Raw genomic sequence first — 22,935 nt, 5'->3', positions numbered from 1 at the left:
ATTTATTTTGTCTCCAATAGCTGATCTATCTCAAATTGATTCAATACAATTTTATTGATTTTCGCTAAAACTTTAAGATCTTGGTCTACTATTTTATTTTTTCTAAACGATATGACACACTGTTGTTCAGCTTGTTCGCCAAACAAAAGATATTCAACCGTACAGCAAAATAGAGCAGATAGTTTCTCAATAACATCCGACGTGATATTCCTTTCACCTTTTTCCATTTTGGCAATCATGCTTTGATTCAAAGACAAATATTCAGCAATCTTATCTTGAGTAAGATTTGAAGATATTCTAAGTTCTTTTATTCTTTTTCCAACATCACATACATTTATCATATTCATACACCTCTCATAAAAAGAATAGCACACTCTTGTCATAAAGTCAATTTTTTAAATAAAAAAATTATGACAAAACAAGGAAGCAATTTATTGATACTGCTTAAAAATCCAAAATTGATAATATTAAACCTATTTGATGAGTTCCTATCAAAAATCGTATCTTCAACCTCAAAACAGTACTTAAAGCTATCCGATTCGGTTTACATTGTCAAATTTAGATTTTATTTGAGCATAACTTTCTAGTTTGCTTTTTGATTTTTATTTAATATAGTAGCAAAAATTGAAGTAAATATCTCCACCAGAAAACGCATACTATTAAGGCTTTTCAAGACCTAATAATATGCGCTGTTCTGATTTGAAAGACATTCCATTATTATTTTACTGTTATCAAGCCTTCAGGCTCGACTGTAAATTCTGGTTTTTCTGCTATCGTACCATCTTCTTTAAGGTAATACCAGCCATCATTTGATTTGACAAAGGCATTGGAAACCATGTCCCCATTTTGACTATCAAGATAGTACCAAGTCTCCTTGTATTTGATCCAGCCTGTTTTCATAGCACCTTCTCCATCGAAATAGTACCACTTCTCAGCGATTTTCTTCCAGCCTGTAGCCATTTCGCCTGACTGATCAAACCAGTACCAGTTGCCGTCTATGTGCTTCTTCCAACGGTCTGCAAGCATATATCCTGAACCGTCAAAGTAATACCAAGTACCATTTACTTTCTCAAACTTATCTTTTGGATAAGAACCATCTGAGTGTACATACCAGGTGCCAGTATCGTTCTGTTGCCATCCTGCTTCAATCGTCAAGCCGTTTTCAACATCCTGCTTAAACTTCTCACGGCTAATACCCCATTTGGCAAGATAAGGATAGGGGTCAATGTGATCTGAGTTATTATCGGGTTGGTTATTGGTGCAGTATTCGTGTGTCTTGATACCTGCTAAATCAGCAGTATCAAGCGTTTTAGGTATCCCAGCCTCGTCTGCTAGATTGCGCAAGAGTTCGATATAGAGGCGATAGTCAATCAGAAACTCTTCTTTTGATTCATGACTTTCAATCAGTTCAACTTGTGCATAACCTTCTGCATTCCAACCGCCCCCAACGTCCCAGGCACCATTATCAACAGGTCCTACCTGCATAACACGACCATTACCGACTACGTGTGAAAAGAAGCCCAATTCAGGATCTTTTCTGTAATGGTAGTCAGCCTCATTTTGCACCGTTGAGTTACGGTTGCCTGTGGAATGGGCATGGACTTGCCTATATGGTTGCACGCCGACTTGAGGCAAATCTGTTCTTAATTTACTCACATCAATTTCCATATTCTACTCCTTATCGATTAAGACAACTCATTTTTTACAATACAGAATCAGAAACTCCTTTATTTATACCTTGCAAAGAAGACAATCTTAGTCACGATTAGGCTTGTAGGTAGAACTTTAAAACGCACTATTTTGACACTGTAAATAGGACTGGCAAGATCTGCATTCTATCTACAATAACACCCCAGACTAAAAAGCTTTTCAAAAGTATATTTTTACAGTCTCTATATGTCCTTTTCATAAATACTATACTTTATTATATCATATAAAAGAAGTCAAAAGTCTATTAAACTATTTTCAAGACCAAACTAAAGAGGAGAACTCAAGTTTTTTCGATTTTCACTAAAGGAAATAGATTTTATTCAGTAAATCAAGCTAGGATGACACTTTTGTTGCCAAGATGGTCTTGCCTTCTTTTATCAAGGGGTGACGGAAAAGCGAAAAGTACAGTTGTGTGGTCATGGCAACCCAGATAAGAGGTTCACAAAGGATAACACCCTTATATCCTGCCCAAGGAATAATCAAAACCACAAAAGCGATTTTCCCGATTAGTTCAATAAAGCTAGAAACTAGAGGAAGGATCTTTTGCCCCAAGCCCTGCAAGCAATTGCGATAAATCAACAAGAGGCTCAAAATGGGATAAAAGGATGAACTGATTTGCAAGTAGAGACTGCCATTTTCTATCAAGTAACCATCTGTCGAACTAGCCAAGAAGGAAACCAAGGCTGGACTGGCAAAAAAGAGGAAGACACAAACAAAAACTGCCCAGAACATACTCAAACGACTGCCGATTCGAAGACCTTGAACAATGCGGTCTGGTCGCTTAGCTCCTAGATTCTGAGAAGCAAAGGTCGTCATTGATGCAGAAATAGCGGTCATAGGAAGAAGGGCGAAGGCCATAATACGTCGAGCTGCCGTCTGGGCACTAATAATCACTGCACCAAAGGTATTAACAGAAGACTGTAAAATCACACTGCCGATAGATACAATTGAACTCATCAAGCCCATAGCCAAACCTTGCTCCAAGAGATCGGCGTATAAGGCCTTGTCCCATTTGAAATGCTTGCGCTGAGGCAAAAGTTCTGGCACACTCTTACGGATATAATAAAAGCAGAGAACCGCTGATAAGCCCTGCGAAATGATGGTGGCAAGGCCCGCAGATTGAACCCCCAGTTGCAGTTGCGTAATAAAATAGAGATCCAAAACCACATTGACCAAGGCAGAAAAAATCAAAAATCCAAGGGCAGCTAGACTGTCCCCAATAGACCGCAACAAGCCTGCAAAAAGATTATAAGCAAAGCTGACACCAACACAGGTCACAATCATAGAAATATATTGATAAGATTGATGAAGAATTTCTGCAGGAGTATCTAGGTACTGTAAAAGAGGATACAAACCAAGAAAGCCCAGCAACATCACTACAATACTCAAAAGAGCCCCTAAAATCCAGGTGGCTGCTACTGCTTCCTTGATTTTAGTGAAATTCCGAGCTCCATAATAACGGGCAATGACAATTCCCATGCCATTTCCAACACCAAGAGTAAAACCTACAATCAGGTCAAAAATCGCTGTTGTCGCCCCTACTGCAGCCAAGGAGTCTTGTCCAAGAAAACGTCCAACAATCAAGACATCAGCAGTGTTATAGAGCTGTTGAAAAATATTTGATAGCAAGATTGGGAAGGCGAAGCTTAAGAGCGAGGGAAGAATCGAACCATGAATCAGGTCCACTGTTCGTTTTTTATTCATAAGGCTATTATATCAGCTTTCTAGTGGAGCGACAAGAAACAGCAAACTATGCGTGAGCAGAAAACCAGAATAAGGAATCGAAAAAGTAGCGGATTTTCTCCACTACTTTAACAGCTTATTCTTCAATTTCGATTTCAAGTTCATCGCCTAGATCAAGGGTGACTTCTTCATTCACAGAATCTGCTTGAACTGCTTCATCTTTTTTGTTTTCAGTATCTTGTTCTGAAGCTTCTTCTCCATCAATCAAGCCAAATTTAGAACGGACTTGCTTATCAATTTCATCAAAGACTTCTGGGTGATCTGCCAAGTATTTCTTAGCATTTTCAGAACCTTGCCCGATTTTCTCATCCTTGTAAGAGTACCAAGCTCCTGCTTTTTTGATGATATCCAAATCACTTGCAATCTTCAAGAGTTCACCAGTCTTAGAAATTCCTTCTCCGTACATAATTTCAACTACGGCTTCCTTAAACGGTGGAGCTACCTTATTTTTTACAACCTTAATCTTAGTTTCTTTACCAACATTGGTTTCTTTTTGGTCACCAGTTCCCTTAATTTGTGTATTACCACGAACATCCAAACGCACTGAAGCATAGAATTTCAGAGCACGTCCACCAGGTGTTGTTTCTGGATTTCCAAACATCACTCCAACTTTTTCACGCAATTGGTTGATAAAGATGGCAATTGTTTTGGTTTTATTGATAGAAGCACCGAGCTTACGCATAGCCTGGCTCATCATACGAGCCTGCAAACCAACGTGACTATCTCCGATATCTCCATCAATTTCCGCACGAGGAACAAGGGCTGCAACTGAGTCGACCACGACAAGATCAACTGCACCTGAATCAATCAATTTTCCTGCAATCTCAAGACCTTGCTCTCCTGAGTCTGGTTGTGACAAGAGCAATTCGTCAATGTTGACACCAAGGGCCGCAGCATAAGCTGGGTCAAGGGCATGCTCCGCATCAATAAAGGCTGCAATCCCACCTTCTTTTTGCGCTTGCGCAACTGCATGAAGGGCAACCGTTGTCTTACCAGATGACTCTGGCCCATAGATTTCGATGATACGTCCCTTAGGATAACCACCTGAACCAAGGGCAATGTCAAGAGCCAAAGAACCTGAGCTCATCACTTGCACCTTTTGCTCCGCACGTTCACCCAAACGCATGATTGAACCCTTACCAAAGTCTTTCTCAATCAATTTAAGAGCGTCATTCAAGGCTTTTTCACGTTCTGCCCCGAATTTTTTTGAAATTTCATCTAATTTTTTTGGTTTTTTCGCCATTCTATTCTCCTACATTCTAATGGTTCTCAGACCCATCTACTATTATATCAAAAGTTAGTCACTTAATAAAGCCTTGCGAACTAGGTTAAAGGCATGCATAACCGCAATATGTCGTACATCTGCTCGACTTCTGCCTCCAATATTCACCTTGATAACCTCAGTTCCTTGCTCTTGAGCCAAGCCTATGAAGACTGTCCCAGCTGGGTGCCCTTCTAGGCTATCTGGTCCTGCCACTCCAGTCAAACTAATTCCAAAATCAGATTGGGTTTTGATTCGCGCCTGTTCAGCCATCTTCTGAGCTGTAAATTCAGACACCACACCGTGCTCTTCCAAATCCTTGGCAGGAATATCCAACATCTTTGATTTTTCCTCCAAGCTATAGGTCACAAAACCACCCTTAAATATGCTTGAAGCTCCTGAAAAATCCGCTACATTGGCTTGGAAAAGCCCTGCCGTCAAGCTCTCTGCAGCCGTGATGGTTTTTCCTTGCTTTTTCAGTTCTCCTACTACGATACTGGCCAAGCTGGACTCTTCCCCATAACCATAGCAAAGTTCTCGTAAAGAAAGGCCTTCAAAAGTTTGGCGATTCAAGATTTGGTTTTCTAAGATATCCAGCGCTTGATTCGCCTCTTCTTGACTGCTAGCCTTTGTTGACAGACGCAGAGTGACTTCTCCTGTCTTAGCATAGGGGGCCAAGGTCGGATCTGTCTGATTATCAATCAAATCAGCCAAAATCGTAACCAGCTGACTTTCTCCAATTCCAAAGAAACGAAGAACTCGGGAATACAGCTTGCTCCCTGTCATCAACTTAGGTAGAAGTTGGTTTAAAACCATAGGCTTCAATTCACTTGGTGGACCTGGAAGGACAACGTAGGTCACTCCATCTACTTCTAGTATTCCTCCCACAGCCAGCCCCGTTTCGTTTGGCAGTGGAGTCGCTCCTTCTACAATTTGGGCTTGTCTTTCGTTATTCGGTGTTCGGGCATAATCTGGTCGCTGGGCGAAAAAGACATCTAACTTCTCCTGAGCCTGAGGATCGAAGACTAATTCTTTCCCTAAAAATTTAGCTAGAGTTTGTTTGGTCAAATCGTCCTCAGTTGGTCCCAAACCGCCTGTCAAAATCACCAGACTGCTACGTTGACTGGCAATCTCAAGCAAAGCCAAGAGACGAGCTTCATTGTCTCCTACAGCCGTCTGAAAATATACGTCTACCCCAATCTCTGCTAGTTTTTCCGATAAAAACTGGGCATTGGTGTTGACAATCTGTCCTGTCAAAATCTCTGTTCCAACAGCAATGATTTCTGCTTTCATGTTTCCTCCTACCTATCTATTCGTATTTTTTTGAAAAAATCGCAGGAAATTTCCCACGATTGATTTTTTATTTGTATCAAAAGTTAATTCTCTTCATCACCAACAGGTGCTCTGCCAAATAAATCTTCAAATAAGACCGCATTGGTTTCAAGCTGAGTGACTTCTTCTTGTCCCAAAGAACGTCGGAGTAGATTTTGCATTTCCAACATATGTGCTCTCGAAACAATCTGGTAAGAAACACCTTGAAGCATCTCTCCTTCACCCTGCAACTGCTGAGTTTCAATGGTTTTAAATGAATCTTTATAGCCTAGCAAGTTAGGGATACTTTTTGCAGACAAATCAATATTGGTCTGCATATTGTCACTCAAAGCTTTTAGAATCTCTTGATAATGACCAACGCTATTTAAACTGAGGGCTTTTTCCATGACTTTTTGAATAACTTCACGTTGACGTTTTTGACGACCATAATCTCCCTCAGGATCTTGGTAACGCATTCGTGCATAGACTAGAGCTTCTTCTCCCCCAATATGTTGCTCCCCAACACCGATAGAAATGGTATTAAATTCTTCTTGGTCACTGATAGAAATGGGGAAACCTAGGGTATTATTGACTGTAATACCACCTACTGCATCCACTAGTTTTTGCAACCCTTTCATATTGACCATCACATAGCGATCAATGTGGATATTCATCATTTTTTGAATGGTTTCTATAGCAAGCTCTGCTCCACCATCTGCATATGCTGAATTCAGTTTCGCTTCATGAGCCTGACCATTCCCTGATTCAATGCGGGTCAGAATATCCCGCTCTAAACTCATCATCGTTGTTTTTTTCGTTTTAGGATTCACTGTCATCAAGATCATGCTATCACTTCTACCGACCCAAGTTTCAGTTCGTTCAGCATTTCCAGTATCAACCCCCATTAACAGAATGGTCAAAGGTTCAGTCGCTTCAATAACCTTGGTTTCTTCGCCGATTTTTTTATAGGTTTTAGCTAAGGTTTCTGTCCCTTGTTGATAAATAGTATAAGCAAAAATACCTGCTCCTACTACAGTTACAGAAAGTAAAGCTAGCACCATTCCAATAATTTTTTTAACCATATTTCTACTAATCGATCAGTTTACCCATCAAGTAAACATCGATAAATTTCCCTTCTTCTATATATGCCCCACGCTCTTGGCGACCTTCAATGACAAAGCCATGCTTTTGATAAAGATGAACTGCTGCTTGATTACGAGTTTGAACAGTCAGTTGGAGACGACGTAGAATGCCACTTGCTTGTGCCCACTCTATCGCTTCTTCTAGCAACAAACTTCCCAAGCCATTATTCCAATATCTTTTTCCAATCACAATGAAGAGATCTCCAATATGATGGACTCTCTTACGCTGGTCAGCTGTAATATTTACAATACCAGCAATTTTATCATTTAAAAATGCAAGTAAGGTTATCTGATTGTCCGAACTAGCTTGCTTATTGAGGAATATTTCCATCTCCTCACTGGTCAAGAGAATACCATCTCCGTCTAGGCTGGTAAAATCTGTCTCCAAACTTACACGATTTAAAAAGGCCACTAATTCAGCTGCATCTTTAGGCTCTGCTTCTCTAATGAGCAATTCATACTCCATGTTGAAGCTCCTCTAAGAGTTTTTCTGCACGCAAACCCTTTGCCTGAAAATTTAAACGACGTCCATCTGCTTCTTTTAGAATTTCCAATTCTAAATAAGTATCTGGCAAGGCATCTCCTAAGAGATTCCCCCACTCAATAACAGTCACGCCTCCACCAAAGAGAAATTCATCCAAGTCGATAGAATCCGCATCTCCTTCAATTCGATAAACATCTAGGTGATAAAGTGGCAGTCTGCCTTCATACTCTCTTACGATAGTATAGGTTGGACTTTTAATCATTTGAGAAATCTGTAAACCTTTAGCAAGTCCTTTAGTAAAGGTTGTTTTACCTGCACCCAGTTCTCCAGTTAAGATTAAAACATCATTCTTTTCTAATAGATGACCCAAACGCTCCCCTAAGGCTTGTAGCTCTTCTTCATTTTTTGTGTACATACTCTTATTATACCAAAAACTTTTCTGTTGTGTCTATTTTCCTACTAAACTTATACTCAATGAAAATCAAAGAGCAAACTAGGAAGCTCGCCGCAGGCTGCTCAAAACACTGTTTTGAGGTTGCAGATAGAGCTGACGTAGTTTGAAGAGATTTTCGAAGAGTATTACCATCATAACATCCATAAAAACAAGCTTTCTCTAAAAGAAAATGAGCGTAGCAATGACCAATACAAGATCTCGGAAAATATGACCATAAAAGGAAACTTCCTTTTTAACAGAATTTGGGACAAGATAGGCTGCAAAAAACAAACCCAGTCCAATATAAATCAGAAGTGAGACAATGGTCATTGGATTTCTTAAGAAGAGAAGTGTTGCTAAAATAGTCACCAACACCGTCTTTTTTCTGTCTAGCATAGCAAGCAAATCGCGCATGTATTTTTTTAAGGGTAAAAAAATCAACAAATCTAGCCCAAATAGAAAGAAAAAGGATGGCAATAAAAAGTCAACTAATTCTTGCTGTAGCGTATTTTTGATGAACAAGTTGTCTGACAAGACAAGAACAGCTCCTAACAAATTAATTAAGAGTAACATACTGTAAAAAAGCTTCACCGACTTCTTACTGGCTAGGACACTATGAACTTCTTGCTTACGAGTATAAAGATAATTTACTCCAGCACAGATTCCTGAAACGAAGACCATACTTCCAATAAAAAAAGCTGTACTTTGTTTAAAGGACAAGATGCATTCTTTCCATAGGAAACAGCTACTCAAACTGATTTGAATTAAAGCTAACAAAAATAAGATTCTCATTGATTTCATCTTTTCTCTCCCTTCCTACCAATCATTATACTAGGAGAAAAGAGAGAACTGTTTCTAATCTTCTCAAATGTCTTTTTAAGACGCTAAACAAACATGAGAGGCTAATACTCAATGAAAATCAAAGAGCAAACTAGGAAGCTAGCCGCAGGTTGCTCAAAACACTGTTTTGAGGTTGCAGATAGAGCTGACGTGGTTTAAAAGAGATTTTCGAAGAATATAAATTGAAATAAGGCTGATAGTATTCATTTCACTATCAGCCTTACAGGTTATTTAACGTTTCAGAAAAACTATAATGTCAAGATTAACTAAACAGTATCTAATTCCTTCAAATAATTTTCTATCTTCATCAGCATTAAAGGATTGTTATAAATCTTGCACAGCTCTCTTGCTTCTATATAATAATTTTTGACTTGTTCTTTGTCTAGAAATTTGGCTCCAGCATTTCCTACAAGAATAAGTAGAGGAGCCAGTTGGTAGCTTGTCTGTCTTTGTTTACAGAGTTCAATCGTCTCAAGAGCTTCTTGGATGGCTTCATTATATTTTCCCTTTGATACTAGGTAGTGAGCGTAGTTGTAACGAACTCTGATGTAGCCAAATAAAAACTCTTGATGCTCAAAATTTTTTGTCTGATATAACTCCATTAAATGAGAGTAGTTTGCCTCATATTCTTGTTCACGACCCACTAAGGAATAGAAATTAGATAGAGTATTCAATGCCTTTAAATAAATCAGAGTATTTGAGGAGACTTTTAATAATATATTTTCCAATGAAGAAATAGCCTCACACTTACTGTCATATTGATAGAAGTCAATAATAGCTTTAATCCATTCAAGGTAAGTTCGGTCTTCTAGTGTTAGAAAAGTACTTCGTTCAATCTCTATTCTATAAATATATTCCAAATCGTCATAATTTCTATCATCTAATAGTCGAGCAGATAATTGCTTGAAATTAGAGAGGTTAGATTTAATTTCAATTTGTTCATTAAAAAAATAATCTAATGGCACTTCGAGTCGTTGGGAGAGTTTGAACAAAAGGTCTGCGGAGGGAATGAAATGCCCTCTCTCAATTTTACTAATCTGGCTTTGTTCACAAATTCCTTCTGCAAGAGTTTGTTGGGAGAGTCTCAACTCTTTTCTTTTCAATCTGAATTTCTCTGCGAGTGTATTCATTAAAGATAATAAACCTTCCTATTTGCTTAATTTCATTATAAAATTTTTAGTTCAAAATAGCAAGTTAAAGGAATAAATAATTCTTTACGGTAATAAACTGAAAAAAAAGTCAAAAATTACATAAAAATACTTGGCTAAATAAAATATATCTGTTAAAATAAGGATAACGAAAAAGAAAAGGGTTTCACGAATGAAAAAAATCGTGGAATTCAAAAATTAGCTATATTAGCATTACTAGGTGTTTTATGTTTAGTAATACAATTCCTTACCAATAGTTTATTAAGAAGAATAAACTATTGGAGATTCGAGTCCAATCACAAAAGAAGTCCAATGGTCTTGATGTTGGGAAGGCTGATTAGTTGATTAAATGATGAAAATACTATTAACTATATAGTATTTCTGTTTTATCTAACTTTTAATTAGAAAGAAGGGATTCCGATGTACTAGGGTTTGATTTGTTGATACTTCTAAAGGCAGTCATTGTTATTGTTAGATTTTAAGTGAAAGAAGTGAGGGCTTTACAATGAAGAAAAGCATAAAAAAAAATAATTACAACATCTTTACTTACACTGACTTTAGCTGGTGCAGGTGGTTCGATTGTTTCAGCTGCAACAGTTTGGTATAAAGGTACTGCAGTTTATTGGAATTATGGTCGTACTGCTGGTCTTTGGAGCTATTCAAATGTTCAGTCTAGTGTTTACGAACACTCAGCAACTGCTAACGGGTCATTCTCAGGCTGGCAATCACCTGGAATAGAAGAACATGTTTCTAAATTCATTGGAACTGTACAGCTGAATGTTACTGGAATTGTAGGTAAGTACTTATGACATACAAAAACATATTATTAGGTAAAATGAGATACTTAATCCTGTTTTTGATTACTATCCAGAGTGCCTTACTTGCTCTGGTGGCAATTTTTTTAGCAGGTTTACAGTATCAACAGTCATGGCAGAGTTATAATCATCATTCCGGGACCGTAACAGTTTATCTTCAGAAGTTAACAGAAGAGCAATCACAAGATGTATTTAATTATTTTTTAGAACAGAGTGACTTGTCCATATGGACAAAACGTTCTGAAAGTAGTGATACAGGAGAAGGTCTAAATAGGATTTATATAGACATCCTTGGTAGCTCTGCTGGTTTTTCAGATTTTGAAAGTACGGGTAAAATAGTAGTCTCACAACAACAATTTGCAGATTTATTATCTCATAGTGATAATAGTATGACTATTGGACTTGACAAAGGGTCAAATAATATGCTTTACGAGCTTCCAGATTTATTATTTAGCACACCTGTAGTCATTGAACGATTAGATTATACTTTCCAAAACACTAATACGATTAATGGGATATACCATATCAATGGTCTCCACGATGCTGTCTCAAGAGATAACTTTCTGTTACATCTTTCAAAGATGTCAGGTATTTCTGTTGAGGATTTGACAAAAGAAAGTTTTGGAAGTAGTACTGATCAGGGAATTTGGGGAATAATACTTGCTATCAGCATCTTAGTAAATGCCTTCATTTTACTGATTCTATTCTTAATCTGTGTTCTTCAATCCTTTAAACATTTCGGAACATTGATTCTTTTAGGATGGGATAGAAAAGAATTATGGTCTGCTTTTTTCAAAAATTCTCTACTATTTTCAATCTACATTATTCCAATTATCTCTTTATGTAGTTGGTTGTTGTCAGGCTGGTCTAGTTTTGGTTTATCATCGTTTATTCTAGTTTTTGCTGGAGTCAGCCTCTCAGTCTTGTTGCTACTATTGATATTCATTATTCCAACGATTATTGTTTATTCGGTTTCTCCATTAGCCGCAATTCATAAACGATTACCAATGAAGCCTTTAATGGTAACCTGCTTGTTATTCTATACCTTGGTAGCTGGTTTGTTAATCGCAGTCAGTTACTCTTTAGATGCTCCAATGAATCAGTTTATTGAGAATATGAAAGTATCTAGGGAGTGGAAGAATGTTGAAGATATGTACGTTATATCCAGCTTTGTTGAGGGAAATGATGTAGGTACATATGCAGGAACTACAAATTCCCTTGAGCGTAGTATGTATAACTTTTACCAGCGTATATCTGAGCTTCCAGGTGTCTATATTGCCCAAGGAAAATTTCTTAATCAGGAGTACCTTGATGCAGTCTATGGGACATACCAGCATGTCCCTAAAAAACCATTTTGGTATTTGAAATTCTCCTATAATTACCTGCAAGAGCTAGGTATTCCCCTAAGTGATGAAGAGTTGCTAGAGATGAGGAATGGTACTCGACTTTATCTTCTACCTAACACGCTCAATACAGAAGAACTTGAGGTGATGAAGGCGTATTTACAGGAAAGTGTCACTGTAAAACCGGGAGATTTACAAACTAATTTCACAGAAAATCAGAAATTTATGTTCAAGGTTTACCAACCGTATCGACCAATATTTACTTGGTCAGATTCCATTTCTTATGGTACAACTAGTGAGAATCCAGTTATTTTTGTCTCAACACCAGAGAATTTATATTTCATGGAGTCGGCAAACTTAGTTGTCAGTGGCTATAATGGTCTTTTGAAGATTCGTGATAGGGAAACGATGGAACAGGTAGTGTCCGTTTTAGAAACAGAATTTCCAGATTTAACGGATAATCGGTTGAGTTTTACAACTGTCAAGAACTTTATCAATGGTCTTCAAAAAGATCTGAGTTATACATTTTATCTTTTCGGCACGATTATAGCGATTATCATCATTACGATGATGGCTATTTTCTGGAGTTTTGTCTTAATGTACCGCTTGTTATTTGAAGAAAAATTGTATGTCCAATACTTTATGGGATTCTCACCATGGAAAAGATATATTGGTGTGCTTTCTCTCATTATTAGTTTTTCTGTGATGGAACTAATCGTTTCTATCTTGGTGGGTTCTAAGTTGGGAATAGTCATGACACTAGCTACATTTGCTTTTCAGATAATGCTTCTTTACTTCAGTTTGTTCCGTAAAGAAGGAGAGAGTATCATACAATCATTTAAGGAGTAATCTCATGTCTAGAATTTCAGTACAAAATGTATCAAAACAATTTGGTTCAAGAGAAATTTTCAAAGACTTAAGCTTTGATATTGAGGAAAATGAATTTGTAGCTTTAGTAGGACCTTCTGGTTCTGGAAAATCGACTATCCTCAATATGATTGGACTATTGGATACTGTTGACAGTGGTAAAATCCTAATCAACGGAAAAGTTTTGCCTAAGGTAAATTCGCAATCAGCAGTTCATTATCGAAGGAATGTCATCAACTATCTTTTTCAATCCAATGCACTCATTTCTACATCTAGTGTGAAAGATAACCTGATGCTTGCCATGACTTTTTCGAATTTCTCTAGACAGGAGAAAGAGCAGAGAATCAAGGAAACGCTAGAATTTGTTGGTCTACAAAATCGGTTAAATAGTAAAATCAATGAATTATCGGGAGGTGAACAGCAGAGAATTGCGATTGTGAGAGCTATTTTAAAGCCCGGAGATATTGTCCTAGCAGATGAACCAACCGGATCTTTAGATCCTGAAATGTCTCAAAAAGCATTCGATTTGATTCGAACTTTGAGAGATCAATTTGGTAAAACAATTTTGGTTGTTACGCATAACATGGAGCAAGCACGGCAATGTGATAGGATTATTTCACTGGAGTCAGTTCTTGTAAATTAACTCAACCATTATTAGCACTTGATACGGTTACTTCTGAACCCATTTCAAAAGAAAACTATCTTTATTCCATGTTATTTTGAGGAAGATATTGTGAAAGTCAAAAATGATGATGAAGTTGAGTGGGATTTGTTAGAATTTCAAAAATTTAGAGCATTTTTGGCTTAGTAATATGTGTTGAAGGCTCAAAATCTATGATAAAAAGTAGCTTTGAAAACGTATTGCCTCCAAAGATTTAGTTAAATAATGATTTAACACAAAAAGAAATTATTGAAGTTCTGGAAAGATGTTGTTTCAGTATTGAAATCATCGAGAAAAAGTGGGAAAAACTTGCGATTTTCACAGAGAAAGGAAGAAAAAGTATAGAAATATAGTCAATTGAAACAAGAACAGAACAAAAGAGCCCTTTGTGCCATATTTTTCTCCTTTCGCTTTACAATTGGCTTGAACACCTTTTATTGTATCGTGCTCGGAGTTTTTTGTATAACCTTCGACGCGCACCCGCATAGCGGGTATTTTTTTGTCTCGCACCTAACGGAGCGAGACGAACTAATAGTCACTTAATCAAAAAACGCACCATATCAAAAACTAAAAAGTTTGATATCATGCGTCATGTCTTAAACTAATTGACTATACTTTCTATTCAAATGAGCTTTTAACCAATTGATTGAGCCAATCCACTCTTAAAACCAAAGAGCAATTTCTCGCTTAGCTGACTCTTCTGAATCTGAACCATGTACAACATTTTGGATAACCTCATTTTCTCCAGCAGCTTTTGCAAAATCACCTCGAATAGTTCCTGGTAAAGCTTCTTCTGGACGAGTCGCACCCATCATAGTCCGCCAAGTTTCGATTACTTTGGGACCAGAAATGATACCTACAAGAACCGGTCCTGAAGTCATAAATTCACGAATCGGCGGGTAAAAACTTTGACCAACCAAGTCCTGATAGTGCTGGTCAATCAACTCTTCTGAAACCTGTGAACGCAACTCCAATTTTTCGATTGTAAATCCACGTTGTTCGATGCGTTTCAACACCTCACCCACTAGTCCTCTTTTTACACCATCTGGTTTAATGATAAAAAATGTTTGTTCCATACCCGTCTCCTTTGTCAGCTTCTTTCTTTTATACTCTTCGAAAATCTCTTCAAACCACGTCAACGTCGCCTTGCCGTAGGTATGGTTACTGACTTCGTCAGTTCTATCCACAACCTCAAAGCAATGCTTTGAGCTGACTTCGTCAGTTCTATCTACAACCTCAAAGCAGTGCTTTGAGCAACCTGCGGCTAGTTTCCTAGTTTGCTCTTTGATTTTCATTGAGTATTATTTTACCACATTTCATGGAAAAATGGAGAAAATTTTCAGAAAAGAGAAAGAGAACCCGAAGGCTCTCTCATTCTCTTTTATTCTACTGTTTCTTCCACAGTTTCAACGGCAGTATCCACAACTACTTCTGTTGTTTCTTCATTCCCTTCTTCCTCTACTGAAGGATTAAGGTATTCTTCTTCGTTGACAGCATGTGGTTCAAGGTTACGGTAACGGGCCATACCAGTACCTGCTGGGATAATCTTACCGATGATAACATTTTCCTTGAGTCCAAGGAGATGGTCTTTCTTACCACGGATAGCCGCGTCAGTAAGGACACGAGTTGTTTCCTGGAAGGAAGCCGCTGACAAGAAACTGTTGGTTTCAAGTGAGGCTTTGGTAATTCCCATAAGGACTGGACGACCAGTCGCTGGAACTCCACCTGCGATAAGGACATCTTTGTTGGCATCTGTAAAGTCATTGATATCCATAAGGGTACCCATGAGAAGGTCTGTATCTCCTGGATCCATGACACGGACTTTACGAATCATTTGACGAACCATTACCTCGATGTGTTTGTCACCGATTTCTACCCCTTGGCTACGGTAAACTTTTTGTACTTCACCGAGAAGGTAAGTTTCAACTGACAAGACATCACGAACTGCAAGGAGACGTTTTGGTTGGATAGAACCTTCTGTAAGAGCAGCACCACGCGCTACTTGGTCTCCAACTTCTACACGCATACGAGCTGTAAATGGAACGACATATTCACCTTCGCCAGTTTCACCCTTAACAAAGACTTTCTTAGTACGAGTTGATGCATCTTCTTCGATAGCGGTAACTTGTCCTTTAACCTCTGTGATAACCGCTTCCCCTTTAGGATTGCGGGCTTCAAAGATTTCTTGGACACGAGGAAGACCCTGAGTGATATCGGTATTTGAGGCAACCCCACCCGTGTGGAAGGTACGCATTGTCAGCTGTGTACCAGGTTCCCCGATAGATTGGGCAGCGATTGTACCAACTGCTTCACCAACTTCAACCGCATCACCAGTCGCCAAGTTGATACCGTAACAGTGACGGCAGACACCATGACGAGTGTTACATGTAAATACAGAGCGGATAGTAACTTCTTCTACACCAGCATTGACAATTTCACGCGCCTTGTCTTCTGTAATCAACTCATTTGGACCAATGATTACTGCACCAGTTTCTGGATGTTTAACAGTTTTCTTAGTGTAACGACCATTGAGACGCTCTTCGAGTGACTCGATCATTTCTTTTCCTTCTGCGATAGAACGGATCAAGAGACCACGGTCTGTTCCACAGTCATCCTCACGGATGATAACGTCTTGGGCAACGTCAACCAAACGACGAGTCAAGTAACCTGAGTCGGCTGTCTTAAGGGCCGTATCAGTCATACCTTTACGGGCACCGTGAGTTGAGAAGAACATTTCGAGTACCGACAAACCTTCGCGGAAGTTTGAAAGGATTGGCAATTCCATGATACGTCCGTTCGGAGCAGCCATCAGACCACGCATACCGGCAAGCTGTGAGAAGTTTGAGATGTTACCACGGGCTCCTGAGTCCATCATCATAACGATTGGGTTCTTAGGATCTTGGTTGGCAATCAAGCGTTTCTCAAGTTTTTCACGAGCAGCACGCCATTCAGCTGTAACGGCATTGTAACGCTCGTCGTCTGTGATCATACCACGACGGAATTGTTTTGTGATTTGTTCGACACGTTTGTGTGATTCTTCAATGATTTCAGCCTTGTCATCAACGACTGGGATATCGGCAATACCCACTGTCAATCCTGCAAGAGTTGAATGGTGGTAACCGAGGTTCTTCATGCGGTCAAGTAGGGCAGAAGTTTCTGTCGTACGGAAACGTTTGAAGATTTCAGCGATGATATTTCCAAGGTTTTTCTTCTTGAATGGGGGGTTAAGTTCAAGATTGCTGATTGCTTCCTTGATATCTCCACCAAGTGGCAAGAAATATTTAGCTGGAACGCCTTCTGTCAAGTTGGCATTGTTTGGTTCTTGCAAGTATGGTAGACCCTCTGGCATGATGTCGTTGAAGAGGATTTTACCAACTGTTGTAAGCAAGACTTTATGTTTTTGCTCTTCTGTCCAAGGCTTGTTGAGGCTGTCTGTTGCGATACCAACACGTGAGTGAAGGTGAACATAACCATTACGGTAAGCCATAACCGCTTCGTCACGGTCTTTGAAGACCATTCCTTCACCTTCACGGCCAGCTTCTTCCATGGTCAAGTAGTAGTTACCCAAAACCATGTCCTGAGATGGTGTAACAACTGGTTTACCATCTTTCGGGTTCAAGATATGCTCAGCAGCGAGCATGAGGATACGAGCTTCTGCTTGGGCTTCTTCTGAAAGCGGTACGTGGATGGCCATTTGGTCCCCGTCAAAGTCGGCATTGTAGGCTTCACAGACAAGTGGGTGCAAGCGAAGGGCCTTACCATCAATCAAGACTGGCTCGAAGGCTTGGATACCCAAACGGTGAAGGGTCGGTGCGCGGTTCAAAAGCACTGGGTGTTCTTTAATCACTTCTTCAAGGATATCCCAGATACGCTCATCTCCGCGTTCCACCAAGCGTTTAGCTGCTTTGACGTTTTGCACGATATCACGGGCAACGATTTCACGCATGACAAATGGTTTAAAGAGTTCAATCGCCATTTCACGTGGCACACCACATTGGTACATCTTAAGAGTTGGACCAACGGCGATAACTGAACGTCCTGAGAAGTCAACACGTTTACCGAGCAAGTTTTGACGGAAGCGTCCTTGTTTACCTTTAAGCATGTGGCTCAATGATTTCAATGGACGGCTACCTGGTCCTGTGATTGGACGACCACGACGACCATTGTCAATCAAAGCGTCAACCGCCTCTTGAAGCATACGCTTCTCATTTTGAACGATGATACCTGGTGCATTCAACTCAAGCAAACGAGCCAAACGGTTGTTACGGTTGATAACACGGCGGTAAAGGTCGTTCAAGTCAGATGAGGCAAAACGGCCACCATCCAACTGCAACATTGGACGAAGATCTGGTGGAATAACCGGAAGGATGTTGAGAATCATCCATTCAGGTTTGTTTCCAGACTTATAAAAGGCATCCAAAACATCCAAACGACGGATGGCTTTGACACGTTTTTGTCCAGTAGCTGTTTTTAACTCTTCTTTGAGTTCAGCAATTTCTTTTTCAAGATCTACTTGTTTCAAAAGGTCTTGAATGGCTTCGGCACCCATCTTGGCAACGAATGATCCATAACCATACTCACGCAAGCGCTCACGGTATTCGCGCTCTGTCATGATAGACTTGTGCTCAAGTGGTGTATCCTTAGGATCAATCACCACATAAGCCGCAAAGTAGATAACTTCCTCGAGGGCACGAGGGCTCATATCAAGGGTCAAGCCCATACGGCTTGGAATCCCCTTGAAGTACCAGATGTGAGATACAGGAGCTTTCAACTCAATGTGCCCCATACGCTCACGACGAACTTTCGTACGCGTTACTTCAACCCCACAGCGGTCACAAACAATTCCTCTGTAACGAATGCGTTTGTACTTACCACAAGCACATTCCCAGTCTTTTGTAGGACCAAAGATAACTTCATCAAAGAGTCCTTCACGTTCTGGTTTCAAGGTACGGTAATTGATTGTTTCAGGTTTTTTGACTTCTCCATAAGACCATGAACGGACTTTACTTGGAGAAGCTAGGGTGATTTGCATACTTTTAAAACGATTTACATCAACCACTATTTCTTCCCTTTCTATTCTAAGTGAACTGCTTATTCTTATTCAGCAGCTTCTTCTGTTGCTTCCGCTTTTGTTGCTTTCTCAGCTTCTTCAGCTTCAAAGGCTGCTTTAGCCTCTTGGGCTGCTTTTTCGCGGGCTTTTTCAAGGTCATCTACGTGGATGACATCTTCGTCCATTCCTTCATCCAAGTCGCGAAGTTCCACTTCTTGGTCATCTTCGTCTAGGACACGCATGTCAAGACCAAGAGATTGCAATTCTTTGACAAGAACTCGGAAGGATTCTGGAACACCTGGTTTTGGAATTGGTTTTCCTTTTGTAATAGCTTCATAAGCTTTCAAACGTCCGTTAATATCGTCAGACTTGTAAGTCAAGATTTCTTGAAGGACATTTGACGCACCATAGGCTTCAAGAGCCCAAACCTCCATCTCACCAAAACGTTGTCCACCAAACTGAGCTTTACCTCCGAGTGGTTGTTGAGTAACGGTTGAGTATGGCCCGACTGAACGTGCGTGCAATTTATCATCAACCATGTGGTGGAGTTTGATCATGTACATGACACCAACTGACACACGGTTATCAAATGGTTCACCAGTACGTCCATCGTAAAGGATTGTCTTGGCATCGCTATCCATACCAGCTTCTTTAACAGTTGACCAAAGGTCTTCAGAACTTGCTCCGTCAAAGACTGGTGTTGCGATGTGAATACCAAGAGTACGAGCCGCCATACCAAGGTGGAGCTCCATAACCTGACCGATATTCATACGTGATGGCACCCCAAGTGGGTTCAACATGATGTCGACTGGAGTTCCGTCTGGAAGATAAGGCATGTCTTCTACAGGAACGATACGAGAGACAACCCCTTTGTTTCCGTGACGTCCGGCCATCTTATCTCCGACCTTGATCTTACGTTTTTGAGCGATGTAGACACGAACCAGCATGTTAACACCTGATTGCAACTCATCTCCATTTGCACGTGTAAAGATCTTAACATCACGAACGACACCATCGGCACCGTGTGGTACACGAAGAGAAGTATCACGAACTTCACGAGACTTGTCACCGAAGATAGCGTGCAAGAGACGTTCTTCAGCTGAAAGGTCTTTCTCACCCTTAGGTGTTACTTTACCTACAAGGATATCACCTTCTTTAACCTCAGCACCGATACGGATAATACCCATTTCGTCAAGGTCTTTAAGGGCATCTTCACCAACGTTTGGAATTTCACGAGTAATTTCTTCAGGCCCAAGCTTTGTATCGCGTGTTTCTGATTCGTATTCTTCAAGGTGAACAGATGTATAGACATCGTCTTTGACCAAGCGTTCGCTCATGATAACAGCATCCTCGAAGTTGTAACCTTCCCAAGTCATGTAGGCAACGATTGGGTTTTGTCCAAGCGCCATTTCTCCATTTTCCATAGAAGGTCCGTCAGCGATAAAATCGCCTTTTTCAACGACATCGCCAACTTTAACAAGCGTACGTTGGTTGTAGGCAGTACCTGAGTTTGAACGACGGAATTTTTGGATGTGGTAAACGTCCAATGAACCATCTTCACGACGAACTTCTACCTTGTCAGCATCTGCGTAAGTAACTTTACCATCATACTGAGCAATCACAGCAGCTCCTGAATCGTGGGCTGCTTGGTATTCCATACCAGTACCAACGTAAGGTGCTTGAGGATTGATCAATGGCACAGCCTGACGTTGCATGTTGGCTCCCATGAGGGCACGGTTGGAGTCATCGTTTTCCAAGAAAGGAATACATGCTGTCGCAACGGCAACTACCTGTTTTGGTGAAACGTCCATGTAGTCAACAATATTAGCTGGATACTCTTGGTTAACCCCTTGGTGACGTCCCATGACAATCTTCTCAGCAAATGTTCCATCTTCATTCAGACGAGAATTAGCCTGTGCTACAGTAAATTCATCTTCTTCATCGGCTGTCAACCAAACGATTTCGTTGGTAACAACACCTGTTTCACGGTCAACTTTACGGTATGGTGTTTGAACAAAACCATACTTGTTCAAATGTCCGTAAGATGACAAGTTGTTAATCAAACCGATGTTAGGTCCTTCAGGTGTCTCGATTGGACACATACGACCGTAGTGAGTGTAGTGCACGTCACGTACTTCATATCCAGCACGGTCACGTGTCAAACCACCAGGTCCCAAGGCTGACAAACGGCGTTTGTGAGACAACTCAGAAAGCGGATTGTGTTGGTCCATGAACTGTGACAACTGTGATGAACCAAAGAATTCTTTAACCGCAGCTGTTACAGGACGGATGTTGATGATTTGTTGTGGTGTCAAGACTTCGTTGTCTTGAACAGACATACGTTCACGGACATTACGTTCCATACGAGAAAGTCCCAAACGTACTTGGTTGGCAAGCAATTCACCAACCGCACGGATACGACGGTTTCCAAGGTGGTCGATGTCATCTACACGGCCAAGGCCTTCAGCCAAGTTGAGGAAGTAGCTCATCTCAGCAAGGATATCAGCAGGAGTGACGATACGAACCTTGTCATCTGGATTAGCATTACCAATGATGGTTACAACACGGTCTGGATCAGTTGGTGCAACAACCTTGAATTTTTGAAGAACAACTGGCTCAGTCACAACCGCTGCATCATTCGGAATGTAAACAATCTTGTTCAAGTCACCATCCAAATGGCTTTCAATACTTTCAATCACGCTACGAGTCATGATTGTACCAGCTTCTACCAAGATTTCTCCTGTTTCAGGGTCTACCAATGGCTCAGCAATGGTTTGGTTGAGCAAACGTGTTTTAACATTGAGTTTTTTATTGATTTTGTAACGACCAACTGCTGCCAAGTCATAGCGACGTGGGTCAAAGAAGCGAGCTACAAGCAAGCTACGTGAGCTTTCAGCAGTCTTAGGCTCACCTGGACGGAGGCGTTCGTAGATTTCTTTCAAAGCTTCGTCGGTACGAGAGTCCATTGGGTTCTTGTGGATATCTTTTTCAACAGTGTTGCGAACCAATTCGCTGTCACCAAAGATATCAAAGATTTCATCATCACCTGAGAAACCAAGGGCACGAACCAAGGTCGTAAATGGAATCTTACGAGTACGGTCGATACGAGTGTAGGCGATGTCTTTTGAGTCGCTTTCAAGCTCCAACCAAGCTCCACGGTTAGGGATAACAGTTGAACCATATCCCACTTTACCGTTTTTATCAACTTTGTCGTTAAAGTAAACACCTGGTGAGCGGACCAACTGAGATACGATGATACGTTCACCACCATTGATGATAAAAGTACCCATTTCTGTCATGATTGGGAAATCACCAAAGAAAACTTCTTGGGTCTTGATTTCGCCTGTTTCTTTATTGATCAAGCGGAAGGTTACAAAAATTGGTGCTGAGTAGCTAGCATCGTGGATACGAGCTTCTTCTAGCGTGTATTTTGGTTCCTTGATTTCATATCCAACAAATTCCAACTCCATTGTGTCTGTGAAGTTTGAAATTGGCAATACATCTTCAAACACTTCCTTAAGACCATGGTCTAGGAAATCTTTGAATGAGTCAGTTTGAATTTCAATCAAATTTGGTAAGTCAAGAACTTCTTTGATTCTTGAAAAACTACGACGGGTACGATGTTTCCCGTATTGAACGTCATGTCCTGCCAAGATGATTCTCCTTTGTAAATAAGTTCCAAGCCTTGTCAATTAGGCTTTTCTAATCGTCATATGGTTGTAAAACCCTTATCACCGTGTCCCTTTGATGAATTTTCAGAATCTTTAAGTCTTTGTTACAACCGCTCGAAATCCTGAAAAAAAGCACAAAAAGAGCAGCTAAATCTGACTTTTTCAGAAGATTTAACTGCTGTGAGCCTTGTCTGGACAATATTTCAGACAAAACCTACGACAAATGATTATTCATATTATACCCTATTTAGCTAGATTTTTCAAGGGATTCTGTAGATTTTTGGTAATTTTTTTTCGTAGGTAACTTCTCAAAGTAACTTCTACTTACCTAACCGAAGTGGAAATTAGTCTAAAACGGATTTTTATGGTGGAATTAAGTCTGAGACGTTTGAAAATGTTTTAATAGCAACAACGTACTATTCTAGTTTCAATCTGCTATAGAAGTTACCCTTTTCA

The 22,935-nt window shown here is 40.0% G+C and carries 15 protein-coding genes and 1 pseudogene; 3 read left to right on the top strand and 13 right to left on the bottom strand.

Annotation, left to right across the window (positions count from 1 at the left end):
* Nucleotides 1-2 precede the first annotated feature (2 nt).
* The 10 genes from HT689_RS09905 to HT689_RS03960 form a co-directional block, all read right to left on the bottom strand.
* Nucleotides 3-347: a helix-turn-helix transcriptional regulator gene (locus HT689_RS09905; RefSeq protein ID WP_001056000.1), complete on the bottom strand. Its 345-nt coding sequence runs from the start codon at nt 345-347 to the stop codon at nt 3-5.
* Between the two features lie 370 nt (nt 348-717).
* Nucleotides 718-1,668: an N-acetylmuramoyl-L-alanine amidase family protein gene (locus tag HT689_RS04000; RefSeq protein ID WP_173225241.1), complete on the bottom strand. Its 951-nt coding sequence runs from the start codon at nt 1,666-1,668 to the stop codon at nt 718-720.
* A gap of 375 nt (nt 1,669-2,043) precedes the next feature.
* The gene (locus HT689_RS03995) at nt 2,044-3,414 is read right to left on the bottom strand and encodes an MATE family efflux transporter (protein ID WP_173225235.1); all 1,371 of its coding nucleotides are present in this window, start codon (nt 3,412-3,414) and stop codon (nt 2,044-2,046) included.
* Nucleotides 3,415-3,529: 115 nt separating this feature from the next.
* Nucleotides 3,530-4,696 (bottom strand): recombinase RecA, encoded by a 1,167-nt coding sequence (recA, locus tag HT689_RS03990; protein ID WP_173225232.1) that lies wholly within the window; start codon nt 4,694-4,696, stop codon nt 3,530-3,532.
* 54 nt (nt 4,697-4,750) lie between these two features.
* Nucleotides 4,751-6,007, bottom strand: a complete 1,257-nt coding sequence (locus tag HT689_RS03985) for a competence/damage-inducible protein A (RefSeq protein WP_173225229.1) — start codon at nt 6,005-6,007, stop codon at nt 4,751-4,753.
* Nucleotides 6,008-6,090: 83 nt separating this feature from the next.
* The gene (locus HT689_RS03980) at nt 6,091-7,107 is read right to left on the bottom strand and encodes an LCP family protein (protein ID WP_173225226.1); all 1,017 of its coding nucleotides are present in this window, start codon (nt 7,105-7,107) and stop codon (nt 6,091-6,093) included.
* Between the two features lie 7 nt (nt 7,108-7,114).
* Entirely contained in the window at nt 7,115-7,633 is a 519-nt protein-coding gene (locus HT689_RS03975; RefSeq protein WP_173225223.1) for a GNAT family N-acetyltransferase, read from the bottom strand.
* Nucleotides 7,623-8,066: a tRNA (adenosine(37)-N6)-threonylcarbamoyltransferase complex ATPase subunit type 1 TsaE gene (gene tsaE, locus HT689_RS03970; RefSeq protein WP_000288238.1), complete on the bottom strand. Its 444-nt coding sequence runs from the start codon at nt 8,064-8,066 to the stop codon at nt 7,623-7,625. Before tsaE ends, HT689_RS03975 begins: the two co-directional genes overlap by 11 nt.
* A gap of 198 nt (nt 8,067-8,264) precedes the next feature.
* On the bottom strand, nt 8,265-8,885 hold the full coding sequence (locus tag HT689_RS03965; RefSeq protein WP_050989826.1) for a hypothetical protein: 621 nt from the start codon (nt 8,883-8,885) through the stop codon (nt 8,265-8,267).
* A gap of 305 nt (nt 8,886-9,190) precedes the next feature.
* Nucleotides 9,191-10,054 (bottom strand): helix-turn-helix transcriptional regulator, encoded by an 864-nt coding sequence (locus tag HT689_RS03960; RefSeq protein WP_173225220.1) that lies wholly within the window; start codon nt 10,052-10,054, stop codon nt 9,191-9,193.
* Between the two features lie 207 nt (nt 10,055-10,261).
* Here HT689_RS03960 and HT689_RS09900 point away from each other — a divergent pair.
* The 3 genes and pseudogenes from HT689_RS09900 to HT689_RS03950 all read left to right on the top strand — a co-directional run bounded on the left by HT689_RS09900 (nt 10,262) and on the right by HT689_RS03950 (nt 13,740).
* Nucleotides 10,262-10,413: pseudogene (locus HT689_RS09900) on the top strand (PhrA family quorum-sensing system peptide).
* A 464-nt stretch (nt 10,414-10,877) separates the two neighbouring features.
* Nucleotides 10,878-13,079 (top strand): ABC transporter permease, encoded by a 2,202-nt coding sequence (locus HT689_RS03955; RefSeq protein ID WP_173225217.1) that lies wholly within the window; start codon nt 10,878-10,880, stop codon nt 13,077-13,079.
* Between the two features lie 4 nt (nt 13,080-13,083).
* Nucleotides 13,084-13,740: an ATP-binding cassette domain-containing protein gene (locus HT689_RS03950; protein ID WP_033685029.1), complete on the top strand. Its 657-nt coding sequence runs from the start codon at nt 13,084-13,086 to the stop codon at nt 13,738-13,740.
* A 680-nt stretch (nt 13,741-14,420) separates the two neighbouring features.
* On the opposite strand, the gene ndk is transcribed toward HT689_RS03950, so the two are convergent.
* The 3 genes from ndk to rpoB form a co-directional block, all read right to left on the bottom strand.
* The gene (gene ndk / locus HT689_RS03945) at nt 14,421-14,834 is read right to left on the bottom strand and encodes a nucleoside-diphosphate kinase (RefSeq protein WP_061115000.1); all 414 of its coding nucleotides are present in this window, start codon (nt 14,832-14,834) and stop codon (nt 14,421-14,423) included.
* A 305-nt stretch (nt 14,835-15,139) separates the two neighbouring features.
* Entirely contained in the window at nt 15,140-18,817 is a 3,678-nt protein-coding gene (gene rpoC / locus HT689_RS03935; RefSeq protein WP_173225215.1) for a DNA-directed RNA polymerase subunit beta', read from the bottom strand.
* Between the two features lie 38 nt (nt 18,818-18,855).
* Nucleotides 18,856-22,461: a DNA-directed RNA polymerase subunit beta gene (gene rpoB, locus HT689_RS03930; RefSeq protein ID WP_173225212.1), complete on the bottom strand. Its 3,606-nt coding sequence runs from the start codon at nt 22,459-22,461 to the stop codon at nt 18,856-18,858.
* Between the last annotated feature and the right edge of the window lie 474 nt (nt 22,462-22,935).

The sequence above is a fragment of the Streptococcus sp. 2342 genome (assembly GCF_013276795.1).
GTDB lineage: Bacteria > Bacillota > Bacilli > Lactobacillales > Streptococcaceae > Streptococcus.
Note: the sequence above shows the minus strand (reverse complement) of the source record. Positions and strands in the feature narration are given on the sequence as shown.

Coding starts and splice junctions, on each gene's coding strand:
- ndk (WP_061115000.1), bottom strand. CDS start 14,834: ATGGAACAAACATTTTTTATCATTAAACCAGATGGTGTAAAAAGAGGA.
- HT689_RS03980 (WP_173225226.1), bottom strand. CDS start 7,107: ATGGTTAAAAAAATTATTGGAATGGTGCTAGCTTTACTTTCTGTAACT.
- HT689_RS03985 (WP_173225229.1), bottom strand. CDS start 6,007: ATGAAAGCAGAAATCATTGCTGTTGGAACAGAGATTTTGACAGGACAG.
- HT689_RS03995 (WP_173225235.1), bottom strand. CDS start 3,414: ATGAATAAAAAACGAACAGTGGACCTGATTCATGGTTCGATTCTTCCC.
- HT689_RS03960 (WP_173225220.1), bottom strand. CDS start 10,054: ATGAATACACTCGCAGAGAAATTCAGATTGAAAAGAAAAGAGTTGAGA.
- HT689_RS03965 (WP_050989826.1), bottom strand. CDS start 8,885: ATGAAATCAATGAGAATCTTATTTTTGTTAGCTTTAATTCAAATCAGT.
- tsaE (WP_000288238.1), bottom strand. CDS start 8,066: ATGTACACAAAAAATGAAGAAGAGCTACAAGCCTTAGGGGAGCGTTTG.
- HT689_RS03950 (WP_033685029.1), top strand. CDS start 13,084: ATGTCTAGAATTTCAGTACAAAATGTATCAAAACAATTTGGTTCAAGA.
- recA (WP_173225232.1), bottom strand. CDS start 4,696: ATGGCGAAAAAACCAAAAAAATTAGATGAAATTTCAAAAAAATTCGGG.
- HT689_RS03975 (WP_173225223.1), bottom strand. CDS start 7,633: ATGGAGTATGAATTGCTCATTAGAGAAGCAGAGCCTAAAGATGCAGCT.
- HT689_RS04000 (WP_173225241.1), bottom strand. CDS start 1,668: ATGGAAATTGATGTGAGTAAATTAAGAACAGATTTGCCTCAAGTCGGC.
- HT689_RS09905 (WP_001056000.1), bottom strand. CDS start 347: ATGAATATGATAAATGTATGTGATGTTGGAAAAAGAATAAAAGAACTT.
- HT689_RS03955 (WP_173225217.1), top strand. CDS start 10,878: ATGACATACAAAAACATATTATTAGGTAAAATGAGATACTTAATCCTG.